Raw genomic sequence first — 12,032 nt, 5'->3', positions numbered from 1 at the left:
TGTCAGACGGTGGGCTTGAGCTGCCACTGCTGGCAGGTGTTGTTGAGCCAGGTCCACTGGCGTATGTCGGTGCCGTCGGCCGTCGCGCAGTTGGCCACGTCGGCGACCTTGCCGCTGTTGGCGTTCACGATCCGGACGTAGTCGCTTCCGGTGTAAATGAACCGGAACTTCTGGCAGTTGTTGTTCAGCCACGACCACTGTCGTAGGTCCGCCCCGTCGGACGTGGAGCAGTCCGCGGTGTCCATGACCTTGCCGGTGGCCATATTGACCAGGCGGCTGGTGTCGTTGCCCTGGTCCTCGATCCGCCACTTCTGGTTGGCCCCGCCGGTGCAGGTCCACTGGAAGATGTTGGTGCCGTCCGCGGTGTTGCCGCCCTCCACGTCCAGGCACTTGCCGCTGCTGCGGTTCACCACGGTGTACGCCGTGGGGGTCGCCGCGGTCTCTCCGGACGGGCCCGCGAGAGTGGTCCCGGTCGCGACCGGGCTGCCGAAGTTCGGTGTGCCGTCCGCGTTCCACGTGAACTTCTGGGCCCGTGTCGTACGACCGTTGCCGCAGCCGCCGCTCGAGGAGCTGTTGGCGTGGTAGACGATCCAGTTCTCGGTGCCGTCCGGCGAGGTGAAGAAGCCGTTGTGGCCGGGTCCGTAGACCCCTGCGGCGTCATTGCGCTGGAAGACCGGGGTCTGCTTCTTCGTCCAGGACGCGGCGGAAAGCGGGTCGCTGCCGGTCAACTCCAGCTGGCCGAGCTTGTAGTCCGCGGTCTGGCAGTAGCTGGCGGAGAACGTCAGGAACGTCCTGCCGTTGTGATACAGCGGCTCGGGTCCCTCGTTGACCGGGGCGCCGGAGGTCTCCCAGCTCAGTGTGGGGCTGGAGATGACGGTGAAGGTGGAACTGCTCAGCGTGTACGGGTTGCTCATCGGCGCGATGACCAGGCTCTGCTTGCTGCCGCCCACGGAGCCGCTGCCCACCAGGTACAGCTTGCTGTTGTACTGCAGCACGGTGGCGTCGATGAGCCAGCCGCCGAGATCGAGGTTGGAGCCGGTCAGGCCGTTCTTGTAGGTGTACGGCCCCATCGGGTCGGAGCCCGCGCTCTCCAGGACGTGCGTGCGCTGGGTGTCGCAGCAGGCGGCTCCGCTCTGCGCCCCGGAGTAGTACAGGTACCAATGGCCGTTGAAGAAGTGGATCTCCGGGGCCCAGAAGTTCGCGTTGCGGCCGGAGGTGGTGTCCGTCCAGATCTGCACGCTCGGGGCCGTCGAAAGTCCCGCGAGCGTCGGCGACTTGCGCATGGTCAGCTCGTTCGTGAACGAGGTCGTCACCAGGTAGTAGTTGCCGTTGTAGTACTCCAGCCAGGGGTCGGCGCCCTTCTGGGACTTGATGGGGTTGGTGTACGGCCGGCCATCGGCAGCCGAGGCGGGCCCGCTGACGAGCGACGTGAGCAGGGCGAGCAGCGCTGCCCCCAGGACGAACCAATGGCGGGTGCGGAACACGGCGAGTCCTCTTTGACGGCCCGGAATGTTCGAAATCTCGTATGCTGTGCGGAACTTCGACCAGAAGATAGGTTTCCGGCAGGCGCACGTCAACGCTTCCGACAGGTTTCGATTCCGCTTCGACGCACGGCACTTGAGAACCGCGGGTTCAGCCGGCAGGTCAGTCGGCGACAGGGAACCCCGCGGTGCGCAGCACCCCGCGCTCGGCGTCGACGGCGAACACCTCGCAGCCCTCCCGCGCGACGCCCTCCGTACCCATGGCGAACGCCGCCGTCGCCATGGCGTCCGCCTCGGTCAGTGACGGCGCCACGACCTTGACACCGAGCAGCCCGGTCGCGGGCCGGCCGGTGCGCCCGTCGAGGATGTGGTCGCCCCGCTCGTACCGCGCGGAGGTCGCCACCGCGCCGTCGGTGATCTCCAGCATCGCGCACAGCCGGTCCGCCAGCTCGGGGTGGCGTACGCCCACCCGCCAGGGACCGCCGTACGTCACCACATCACCACCGGCGTTGAGGCAGAACCTGCGCATCCCGTGCGCCGCCGGCAACTCCGCGGCCCGCTGCACCGACCAGCCCTTCACCACCGCGCACGGGTCGAGGCCGCGGCCGGGCAGCCGGACGTCGAAGGCGCCGCGGCTCGCGACCCGGTACTCCTCGCAGAGGCCGAGGACTTCGACCAGATCGCGGCTGAGCTCGTCGGGCCGCAGCTCGCCCCGGTCGAGGCGGGACACCTCGCTGTCCGCGAGGAAGGGGCTGAACCGGGCGTCGACCTCGCGCAGCAACGCGAACACCGGGTCCGCGGTCTCCTCGTCGGCGCACGCGTCGTCGATCCGCAGGGAGACCGGGAACCCCATGACGTGTTCGACGCGGCGCACTTCAGGAACCCTTCGCGTCGAGGGCGGCCTGGAGCGACTGGGCGTAGCCCTCGCTGGTGACCGTGGCGCCGGACACCGTGTCGATGTCGGCGCTCTGCGCCCGCAGCGTCTCCTTGATCAGCACCGGCACGGCGGCCGTGGTCTGCGGGTGGTTCGGCTGCTGGAGCATGCGCACGGAGCTGATCCTGTCGCCCGCGAACGTCACCTCCACCTGCACGGCGCCCTTCGAGGTGTCGACGGTGGAGCCCTGGACGACCTGTGAGGCGGCCGACGCGGACGGCGAGGACGAGGACGATGCCGTCGAGGAGGGAGCCGGGGTCGGCGCTGCGACCTCGGTGGTCGTCGTCGTACCGCTCGACGGCTCGTACCGCCAGAGCGGGATCAGCCCGGCCGCGGTCAGCACCACAACAGTCATGGCACGCTTCATGACGTCCCCCTCATCCCGCCAGGCTGAAGCGCTCGGCGTGTATCTGCTGCTTGGGTACGCCCAGGTCGCGCAGGGTGCGCAGGACGGCTCCGGTCATGCCGGGCGGCCCGCAGACGAAGACGTCCCGGTCCGCCACGTCGGGTACGAGCCGGGCGAGCTCCCGGGGCGCCAGCTTGTCGGGTGTGGCGGGACCGGTGATGACATGCAGCTCGGCGCCCTTGGCGGCGGCGAGTTTCCGCAGTTCGTCCAGGAGTACGGCGTCGCGGTCCGTCGCCACCCGGTAGATGAGGACCCCATGGCCGTACAGCTCCTCCAGCAGGGCTCGGATCGGGGTGATGCCCACACCGCCGGCGACGAGCAGGGTGTCGGGGCGCGTCCGGTGCAAGGTGGTGAACGCGCCGTACGGTCCCTCGGCGAACACCCGTGTGCCCACCCGGAGATGGCGCAACGCCGCGGTGCCGTCCCCGGCGGTCTTCGCGGTCAGCCGCAGCGTGTGGCCGTCCGGCGCGGCCGACAGGGAGAACGGATTGGCCTGCCACCAGCGGTCCTTGGTGAGAAACCGCCACAGGAAGAACTGGCCCGCCCGCGCGGGCAGCCGGTCCAGGTCCCGTCCCGTGATGTGGATCGACACCACGTCGTCGGACTCCGGCACCACGGCCGAGACCCGTAGCTGGTGGCGCAGATTCCGCCACACCGGGAGCACCAGCCGCCCCAGGAACACCGAGCCCAGCGCCGCTCCCCACAGAACCCACCAATAGGCGGTGGCGGCGGACGACGTGGTGAAGGTCGTTCCCACCGCGACCTGGTGCGTGAACGCCAGCACCACCGCCACGTACGTGTAGAGGTGGATGAAGTGCCAGGTCTCGTACGCCAGTCGGCGTCGGGCGAAGCGCGCCGACACCGCGCCGATCACGATGATCAGGGCCAGTGCGACGACGGCTCGCAGCACTCCCTCGACCGTCGTGGCCAGTTCGACCAACTCCTCCATGAAGGACATGGACGCCGGCCGCGCATAGCCGAGAATGATGAACACCGCGTGCGACAGCAGTGTCCACAGCAGGCCGAAGCCGACCCAGCGGTGCCAGGACGTCAGCCGGTCCATGCCGATCCGGTGGTCGAGCCACGGCAGCCGGGCGACCAGCAGCAACTGGAAGGCCATCAGCAACGCGCCGTACAGCCCGGCCAGTCGGCCGATCGCGATCAGGGTGCTCGAGCCGAGTCCGGCCTGGAAGAAGAACGCGGTCACCACGCCCGCGTTCGCCGCCAGCACGGCGTACAGGCCGGCGCGGGCCACCACCTTGGGACGTACCGCCGTGGGAGGCGGCTGGACACGTTCGACAGTGGTCACGGAGGGCAGCTCCTCGTTCGGGTGTGGGGACACCGAGCCTGCCCGGTGGGAGCTGTCGTTTTCCTGTCGGTCAACTTTCAAGTTTTTATCGATGTCGATCAGGAGCGACCGCGGGTATGGCGTCCGGAGACACGTGAAGCAGTATGAGCGGGTGGAAAAAGTGCGCCTCCTGGTCGTGGACGACGACCCTCCCATCGCGGACCTCGTGGCGACGGTCGCCCGTTACGAGGGCTGGGAGGCCGTCACCGCGTACTCCGGCGAGGATGCGCTGCGCCGGGCCGTCGAATTCCATCCCGACATCGTGGTGCTCGACCTGATGCTGCCCGGCCTCGACGGGTTCGCCGTCCTGGACCGGCTGCGTCAGTCCAGGACGATGGTGCCCGTGGTGTTCCTCACGGCGCGCGACGGGGTCGCCGACCGGGTGGCCGGGCTCACTCGGGGCGGTGACGACTACCTGGTCAAGCCGTTCGCGGTCGAGGAGCTGATGGCCCGGCTGCGGACGGTGCTGCGGCGCAGCGCCGGGCCGACCTTCCAGCGCTCGGTGCTGCGGGTCGCGGACCTGACGATGGACGAGGACACCCGTGAGGTGCGCCGCGGCGACAAGCTGCTCACCCTCACTCCCACCGAATACGAGGTGCTGCGCTACCTGATGCGCAAATTGCCGACCGTGCTGACCAAGGCGCAGATCCTCGACCATGTGTGGGCGTACGGCTTCGGGGGCCGCTCGAACGTCGTCGAGCTGGTCGTCAGCCGCCTGCGCCGCAAGCTCGACGACACGGGCGATCCGCTGATCCACACCGTGCGAGGCTTCGGGTACGTCATCCGGCAGGCGGCCGAGTGATCGGGCGGCTGCGGCGGGCGTACCGGCGGCTGCGGCTCGGCACCCGGCTGGCGCTGGGGCTCGGGGCGCTGGCCCTGGTGGCGTTCGCCGTCGTCGGCACAGCCCTGACGACCTACATGCAGGACTATCTGTCGGCCCAGCTCGACGACCAGCTGGGACTCGCCCAGATCGCCCAGTCCAAGAGCATCGCGGCGAACGGCACACTCCAGGGCAAGAAGTACTACCGCTGGTACTACGCCGTGTACGACGTGTCGGACGGCACCCCCGTGCTCCGCAAGCCCGAGGAGGCCGGCGACCTGCCCGAGGACATCGCCGACCTCACCTCCGTGGCCAGGGCGCAGATCTCCGCGGGCACCGAGGTGCTGCGCACCGAGCACCTCACGGGCGAGGGCGAGTACCGGCTGCGCGGCTGCGAGGTCGAGCCCGGTGTGCTCCTGGTCAGTGGCGCGCCGATGGACGACATCGACGACACGGTAAGGCAGTTGATCACGATTCAGGTGGTCACCTTCGGACTCGCGCTCCTGGCGCTGGTGGTGTTCGGCCGCAGACTGCTGCGCCGTGGTCTCAAGCCGCTGAGCGACATGGCGCACACCGCCCACGGCATCACCTCGCACGATCTGACCGAGTCGGCGGCCCGGCTGCCGCTGCGCGCCGACAAGCGGGGCGGCGGCCCGGAGGTCGAGGAACTGCGCACCGCCTTCAACATGATGCTGGAGCACATCGACGACTCCCTCGCGGTCCGCGCGGAGGCCGAGCAGCGGCTGCGGCGGTTCGTCGCGGACGCCTCGCACGAACTCCGCACGCCCCTGATGTCCGTCCGGGGCTATGCGGACCTCTTCCAGTACGCTGCCGCCCACGCAACCGAGGAGCGGGACAAGCACCTGGCCCGGCTGCGCGCCGAGGCGGCCAGGATGGGCGTACTCCTCGACGACCTGCTGCTGCTCGCCCGTCTGGATGCCGCCGAGGTGGAGACACCGCTGCGGCTGGAGGACGCGGATCTGGCGGAGCTGACGCGGGAGGCGGCGGACGCCTTCCGCGCGGGACACCCGGACCGCGAGCTGACGGCGACCATCGGCCCGCACCCCGTGCGGCTCGCACTGGACTCCCTGCGCATCCGGCAGGTGCTGGACAACCTGCTCACCAACGCCGCCGTGCACACCCCGGCCGGTACGAAGGTGAGCGTGGAGCTGTCCGTCCCGCCCGGCGCGGCGGTCGTACGGGTCGCCGACTCGGGACCCGGCATCCCGGCCGCCGAGCGGGAACGCGTCTTCGACCGCTTCTACCGCGTCGACAAGGCCCGCAGCCGCGACCGCGGAGGCAGCGGCCTCGGTCTCGCGGTCGCGCGCGCACTGGTCCGGGCGCACGGCGGCACCGTCGACGTGACCAGCAGCCCGGGCTCGACGGCCTTCACGATCAGGCTTCCCCGCGCCGAGGACGGCGCCGTCCCTCGCACGGGGGACGGCGTCATGGCTCGCGGGAGGGACGATCTCGAACGGCACCCACTGCCATAATGACCGGTGTGCACCGTGCGACGGCTTGGCGTGACACCTGGAGGGGAACGCAGCGGTGGGCGGCGGAACTCCCGCACACGGGTGCCGTGTTCGGGGCACTGCTCGGGCTGCTCGCCGTCCTGGAATCGCTCGGCGAATTCGTCGCCGTCCATGGGTCGATTCCCCGTATGTTCGCCGACGCCACCACGCACACCGGTCCACACGGCAGCGCCGCCGGTGTGCAATTCGCCATGGTGGTCGGCCTGTTGTGCCTGTCCACCGCCTTGCCCCTGGCCTTTCTGCGCCCCCTGACAGCAGGGATCGCCGTCACCGCGGCGAGCGTCGGCTCGCTCGTGATCTTCCAGACGCTCACGCTGGCGGGCCTGGCCGCGCAGCTCATCGCCCAGTACCGGCTCGGCCGCAGCGGCTCCGTTCTGCCGGCCGCGCTGCTCGCCGCGCCCTTCCTCGTCCTGGCCCTGACGGTGCTCGATGGGTCTGACGACACCGACCACCACGTACGACTCGTCCTTATCTCGGCGCTGGCCCCGCTGGCGGCCTTCACCGGACTGGCCGGCCGGTCGAAGGAACAGCACCGGCAACACAGCGCCATCCGCGAGGACATGGACGGCGCCCAGTGGGAGTTCGCCGTACGCGGAGAACGCGTACGCATCGTCCGTGAGCTCCACGATGTCGTCGGCCACCACATCTCCATGATCGCCGTACAGGCCGAGACGGCCCGCGTGGCCACCGCTGGCATGCCCGCCGAGGGCGCCGAACGGCTGCTCGGCATCGGGGACACCGCCCGCGCCGCCCTCGCCGAGATGCGCCGCCTGCTCGGCGTGCTCCGCGAGGACACCGAGTCCGTCACCGGCGGCGACCGCCGGCCGCAGCCCGACCTGCGTCAGCTCCACGCACTGCTCGACGAGTCCCGCAAGGCCTCCGCCACGACCATCCGCCTCATCCTCAGCGGACCCCCGCGCGAACTGGAGCCCGGCATCGAACTCGCCGCCTACCGCATCGTCCAGGAATCCCTCACCAACGCCCGCAAGCACGCCACCGGCGCCGCCGTCGACGTGGAGCTCACCTACACCGACGACGCGCTGCGCATACGCGTCCGCGACAACGGACCGGGGCCGCCCCCCGACCGCCCCCTGGACGGACACGGCCTGCTCGGCATGTGCGAACGGGCGGCCGCGGTCGGCGGAGACGTACGGACCGGTTCGGCGTTCACCGGCGGCGGGTTCGTCGTCGAGGCACGCCTGCCCGCCAAGACGGAAGGGACCTCATGAGCGCCTCGTCCTCGCCCATCCGGGTCGTCGTCGCCGACGACCACGTGGTCGTCCGCACCGGGTTCTCCGCGCTGCTGGACAGCCAGCCGGACTTCACCGTCGTGCGGACCGCCTCTTCCGGACTGGAAGCGGTCCACGTCTGCCGCGACGTGTTGCCCGACGTCGTCCTCATGGACATCCGCATGCCCGAGATGGACGGCATCGAGGCCACCCGACAGCTCGTCGGCTCCTCGCCCGACGGCGCGGACGCACCACGCATCCTCATCCTGACGACGTTCGACCTCGACGAGTACGTCTACGACGCGCTGCGCGCCGGAGCCAGCGGCTTCCTCCTCAAGGAGGCCACCGCCGAACGGCTCTTCGACGCCGTGCGCGTCGTCGCGGCCGGGGACGCGCTGCTCGCGCCCGGGATCACCCGACGGCTCATCACAGAGTTCGCCCTGATGCCCGCCAAGCCCGATGTCGCGCCGCCGTCCGCGATGAAGTCGCTCACCGCGCGCGAGACGGAAGTCCTGCTGCTGGTCGCCGAGGGTCTGTCCAACCCGGAGATCGCCGCCCGGCTGGTCGTCAGCGAGGAGACGGTGAAGACCCATGTCAGCCGCATTCTCGGCAAGTTGGCGCTGCGCGACCGTACCCAGGCCGTCATCGCGGCGTACGAGACGGGACTTGTCGTCCCCCGCTCCCGCAAGTCCGCATAGCCGTCACGCGGCTCGCCGTCACCCTCAGGTAGGGCAACCCGCGTCCCTCGCGTGGGGGACGGCCGGTCCGCGTCGTGGCTCCTGTGAGGGTCCTCGGACTTGGCTCTTCGTCGTGACGACCCGGGCACCGCCTTCTTCCTAGTCTGCCGGCATGGAGAAGACGATCGACGGTTCGCGTGCCACGATCGAGGTCAGGAACGTGCGCAAGCGCTTCGGGAGCACCCTGGCGCTGGACGGGATGACGTTCGACGTCAACCCCGGGCAGGTCACCGGCTTCGTGGGTCCCAACGGCGCGGGCAAGTCCACCACGATGCGCGTGATCCTCGGCCTGGACCGGCCGGACGAAGGGGCCGCGCTGGTCGGCGGCCGCCCCTACCAGGAGGTGCGCACCCCGCTGACACACATCGGGGCCCTGCTCGATGCTGCGGCCGTGCAGCCGAGCCGTACCGCCCGCCACCATCTGCTGTGGCTCGCCCACTCCCAGGGGCTGAGCGCGGGGCGGGTCGACGAGGTGATCCGGCAGGTCGGCCTTCAGGGCGTGGCCGGGCGCAAGGCGGGCGGCTTCTCCCTGGGCATGAGGCAGCGCCTGGGTATCGCGGCGGCGCTGCTCGGCGACCCGCCGGTGATCATGCTCGACGAACCCTTCAACGGCCTGGACCCCGAAGGGTTCCGGTGGATACGCGGCTTCCTGGCGTCGCTGGCCGAACAGGGCCGGGCCGTGCTGGTCTCCAGCCACCTGATGAGCGAACTGCAGGACAGCGCGGACCACGTGGTGGTCGTCGGGCGCGGCAGGGTCATCGCGGACATGAGCGTGCGGGACCTGCTGGCGTCGGTGTCCCGGGGGCGGGTGACCCTGCGGACAACGGCCCTCGCGCAGGCGATGACGGTCCTGGCGCGCGCGGGCGCCACGGTGAGCTCCGCGGAAGCCGAGACGATCAGCGTGACCGGGCTGCCGGCCGAGGACGTGGTGGCGCTGCTCGGTGCGGACTCGGTGCCCTTCTCGGAGATCTCCGAGCACCGCGCGTCGCTGGAGGAGGCCTACATGGAGCTCACTCGGGATGCCGTGCAGTACCGCGGCATCGTTCCCGAGGAGGTCGGTCGATGACCTCCACGACGATGCCGCCGCGTGCCGCGGCCCGGCCGGGGCGGGCCGGCTTCGGTCGGCTGCTGCACGCGGAATGGACCAAGTTCCGCACGGTGCGCGGCTGGACGCTGAGCACGGTCGGCGCGGTCCTGATCATCTGTCTGGTGAGCCTGCTGGCCACGGCCCCGGCCGGCGAGTCCCATCCGAACGGCAGCTCCGCGCTTCCCACCGGCCCGGACGGCGAAGCGGTCAACGACGACTTCTTCTTCCTGCACCAGCAGGTGCGGGGCGACGGCAGCCTCACCGTCTCCGTGTCCTCGTTGACCGGTGTCGTCTCGACCGGTCCGGCGGACAACAGGGCCGGGGTCGCGCCCTGGGCGAAGGCCGGCATCATCGTGAAGGACAGCCTCGACCAGGGATCGGCATACGCGGCGATGATGGTCACAGGCGCCCATGGCGTGCGGATGCAGTACAACTACACGCACGACAGGGCCGGGAGGACCGGCACGGCCTCCCAGGACTCGCCCCGCTGGCTGAGGCTGCGGCGCTCCGGTGACACGCTCACCGGTTACCAGTCGACGGACGGCTCCCAGTGGACCGAGGTGGGTCGCGCGGACCTACCCGGACTGTCGGCGACACCGCAGGTCGGGCTGTTCGCGACCTCCCCGTCGATCCAGGACGGGACCGGAACCGGCACGGGCTTCGCCCCGGCCGTCGTCACTGGCACCTTCGACGAGGTCGCCCTCGGCGGCCGGTGGACCGACGGCTCCTGGCAGAGCGGCCGGGTGGGCGGGGACGCCGGCACCTCCGGCAGCTACCTCCAGGACATCAAGGGCGGGGCCACCGTCTCCGGCAGCGGCTTCCGGGTGACCGGGGCGGGCGACATCGCCCCCGTCGTCGGCGGGCCCGCCACGAGCGGCGTACGACCCATCGAGAACTTCCTCGTCGGCGCGTTCGCCGGGCTGATCATCATGGCCGTAGTCGGCGCGGGGTACATCACCGTCGAGTACCGGCGCGGGATGATCGGCGTCACCCTGGCGGCGAGTCCACGCAGGGGCCGCGTCCTGGTGGCGAAGGCACTGGTGATGGGGTCGGTCGCCTTCGCGGTCGGGCTGCTCGCCGCCGCCGTCATGGTCCCCTTCGGGGGATCGAGGTCGAAGGCGAACGGCTTCCCGGTGCTGACGGTGCCCTCCGCGACAGAGCTGCGCGTCATCGTCGGCACGGGCCTGCTTCTGGCCGTTGCGAGCGTGTTCGCCCTCGCGCTCGGCACCCTCCTGCGGCGCAGCGCCGTGGCGATCACCCTGGTCGTCGTCGGCATGGTCCTGCCCTACCTGCTCGCGGCCGGGTCCGTGCTGCCCGACGGGGCCTCGCAGTGGCTGCTGCGGGTCACTCCGGCCGCCGGGTTCGCCATCCAGCAGAGCGTCGAGCGCTACGACCAGGTCGTCACCGTCTACGCGCCGTCGTCCGGCTACTTCCCGCTGGCCCCATGGGCGGGCTTCGCCGTCCTGTGCGCCTATACCGCGGCCTCGTTCGGCGCCGCCGTGGTCCTGCTGCGCAGGAGGGACGTATGAAAGTTCCCCTTGCGTCGCAGGGACGTATGACGCGCGCGGGACGCGCCGAGTGGACGAAGCTGCGGACGGACGCGAGCAACGGCTGGCTGACGCTCGGCGTGATCGTGCTGACCGTGGCCGTCGGCGCGGCGGTGGCCATGACGTCCAGATGCGACGCGGCCGGCTGCGGCGGGGACCCGCCGCGGCTCAGTCTCACCGGGGTCATGGTCGGACAGGTCGTCGTCGCCGTCGTGGCGGTTCTGATGGTCGGCAACGAATACAGCACCGGCATGATGCACACCACGCTCACGGCGATGCCGCGACGACTGACGGTCCTGTGCTCGAAGTCGGCCGTGCTCAGCGCGGTGACGCTGGTGGCCGGGACCGTCTCCGTACTCGGGTCCCTGCTGATCGGCCGCGTCGTGCAGCCGGGCCGCGGCTTCACCGAGCAACACGGCTTCGCGGCCCTGTCGTTGGCCGACGAGCCGACGCTGCGGGCCGCCGTGGGCTCGGTCCTCTATCTCGTAATGATCGGGCTGCTCAGTCTCGGCATCGCGCTGGCCGTACGGAACTCGGCGACCGCCATCGGAATCGTCCTCGCCCTGCTGTTCGTCTTCCCGATCCTCGCCCAGGTGGTCGCCGACCCCGACTGGCAGCGCCACCTCCGGCAGATATCGCCGATGACGGCGGGCCTCGCCGTCCAGACGACGGTCGGTGTCGACGACCTTCCCATCGGCCCCTGGCAGGGCCTCGGCGTGATGACCGCGTGGGCGGCGGGGGCGATGGCAGCGGGCGGATGGCTACTGAGCTCGCGGGACGCGTGAGGGCGCTTGGGGAGCACTGCCGCTGACGTGATGTCAGGCCCGCGTTGCGGCTACGGCACCAGGCGCGGAGCGGTCGTCGTCGCCTCGGGCGGGCGGCGTCCTTGCCGGGCCTGACATACCCAGCAG

The 12,032-nt window shown here is 70.6% G+C and carries 11 protein-coding genes; 7 read left to right on the top strand and 4 right to left on the bottom strand.

Annotated features, from left to right (window positions below; genetic code table 11):
- Window positions 1-2: 2 nt before the first annotated feature.
- The 4 genes from ACIBK0_RS32020 to ACIBK0_RS32005 all read right to left on the bottom strand — a co-directional run bounded on the left by ACIBK0_RS32020 (window position 3) and on the right by ACIBK0_RS32005 (window position 4,130).
- Entirely contained in the window at window positions 3-1,484 is a 1,482-nt protein-coding gene (locus tag ACIBK0_RS32020; protein ID WP_399087576.1) for a family 43 glycosylhydrolase, read from the bottom strand.
- 160 nt (window positions 1,485-1,644) lie between these two features.
- The gene (locus tag ACIBK0_RS32015) at window positions 1,645-2,355 is read right to left on the bottom strand and encodes an FAD:protein FMN transferase (RefSeq protein ID WP_399087574.1); all 711 of its coding nucleotides are present in this window, start codon (window positions 2,353-2,355) and stop codon (window positions 1,645-1,647) included.
- 1 nt (window position 2,356) lies between these two features.
- Window positions 2,357-2,782: an FMN-binding protein gene (locus tag ACIBK0_RS32010; RefSeq protein ID WP_399087572.1), complete on the bottom strand. Its 426-nt coding sequence runs from the start codon at window positions 2,780-2,782 to the stop codon at window positions 2,357-2,359.
- A 10-nt stretch (window positions 2,783-2,792) separates the two neighbouring features.
- A complete protein-coding gene (locus ACIBK0_RS32005) occupies window positions 2,793-4,130 on the bottom strand; it encodes a ferric reductase-like transmembrane domain-containing protein (protein ID WP_399087570.1) in 1,338 nt (445 codons plus the stop codon).
- A gap of 151 nt (window positions 4,131-4,281) precedes the next feature.
- On the opposite strand from ACIBK0_RS32005, the gene ACIBK0_RS32000 reads away from it, so the two are divergent.
- The 7 genes from ACIBK0_RS32000 (at window position 4,282) to ACIBK0_RS31970 (ending at window position 11,906) form a co-directional block, all read left to right on the top strand.
- On the top strand, window positions 4,282-4,971 hold the full coding sequence (locus ACIBK0_RS32000) for a response regulator transcription factor (RefSeq protein ID WP_399087801.1): 690 nt from the start codon (window positions 4,282-4,284) through the stop codon (window positions 4,969-4,971).
- The gene (locus tag ACIBK0_RS31995; RefSeq protein WP_399087568.1) at window positions 4,968-6,482 is read left to right on the top strand and encodes a sensor histidine kinase; all 1,515 of its coding nucleotides are present in this window, start codon (window positions 4,968-4,970) and stop codon (window positions 6,480-6,482) included. Before ACIBK0_RS32000 ends, ACIBK0_RS31995 begins: the two co-directional genes overlap by 4 nt.
- Before the next feature lie 8 nt (window positions 6,483-6,490).
- Complete coding sequence (locus ACIBK0_RS31990) at window positions 6,491-7,750, top strand: sensor histidine kinase (protein ID WP_399087566.1); 1,260 nt, start codon at window positions 6,491-6,493, stop codon at window positions 7,748-7,750.
- Window positions 7,747-8,448 carry a response regulator gene (locus tag ACIBK0_RS31985; protein ID WP_399087564.1) on the top strand — a complete coding sequence of 234 codons (702 nt, stop codon included), beginning with the start codon at window positions 7,747-7,749 and terminating at the stop codon, window positions 8,446-8,448. Before ACIBK0_RS31990 ends, ACIBK0_RS31985 begins: the two co-directional genes overlap by 4 nt.
- Before the next feature lie 151 nt (window positions 8,449-8,599).
- Window positions 8,600-9,553: an ATP-binding cassette domain-containing protein gene (locus tag ACIBK0_RS31980; RefSeq protein WP_399087562.1), complete on the top strand. Its 954-nt coding sequence runs from the start codon at window positions 8,600-8,602 to the stop codon at window positions 9,551-9,553.
- Complete coding sequence (locus tag ACIBK0_RS31975) at window positions 9,550-11,103, top strand: ABC transporter permease subunit (RefSeq protein WP_399087560.1); 1,554 nt, start codon at window positions 9,550-9,552, stop codon at window positions 11,101-11,103. Before ACIBK0_RS31980 ends, ACIBK0_RS31975 begins: the two co-directional genes overlap by 4 nt.
- The gene (locus ACIBK0_RS31970; RefSeq protein ID WP_399087558.1) at window positions 11,100-11,906 is read left to right on the top strand and encodes an ABC transporter permease subunit; all 807 of its coding nucleotides are present in this window, start codon (window positions 11,100-11,102) and stop codon (window positions 11,904-11,906) included. The genes ACIBK0_RS31975 and ACIBK0_RS31970 overlap by 4 nt, the downstream gene beginning before the upstream one ends.
- The last annotated feature ends 126 nt before the right edge of the window (window positions 11,907-12,032 follow it).

It is taken from the genome of Streptomyces sp. NPDC050564, assembly GCF_044457265.1.
Lineage (GTDB): Bacteria > Actinomycetota > Actinomycetes > Streptomycetales > Streptomycetaceae > Streptomyces.
This window is presented reverse-complemented; position numbering and strand designations above follow the sequence as displayed.

Excerpts from the sequence above, each read along its gene's own strand:
- ACIBK0_RS32010 (WP_399087572.1), bottom strand. The coding sequence starts at position 2,782 with ATGAAGCGTGCCATGACTGTTGTGGTGCTGACCGCGGCCGGGCTGATC.
- ACIBK0_RS31985 (WP_399087564.1), top strand. The coding sequence starts at position 7,747 with ATGAGCGCCTCGTCCTCGCCCATCCGGGTCGTCGTCGCCGACGACCAC.
- ACIBK0_RS31980 (WP_399087562.1), top strand. The coding sequence starts at position 8,600 with ATGGAGAAGACGATCGACGGTTCGCGTGCCACGATCGAGGTCAGGAAC.
- ACIBK0_RS31975 (WP_399087560.1), top strand. The coding sequence starts at position 9,550 with ATGACCTCCACGACGATGCCGCCGCGTGCCGCGGCCCGGCCGGGGCGG.
- ACIBK0_RS31970 (WP_399087558.1), top strand. The coding sequence starts at position 11,100 with ATGAAAGTTCCCCTTGCGTCGCAGGGACGTATGACGCGCGCGGGACGC.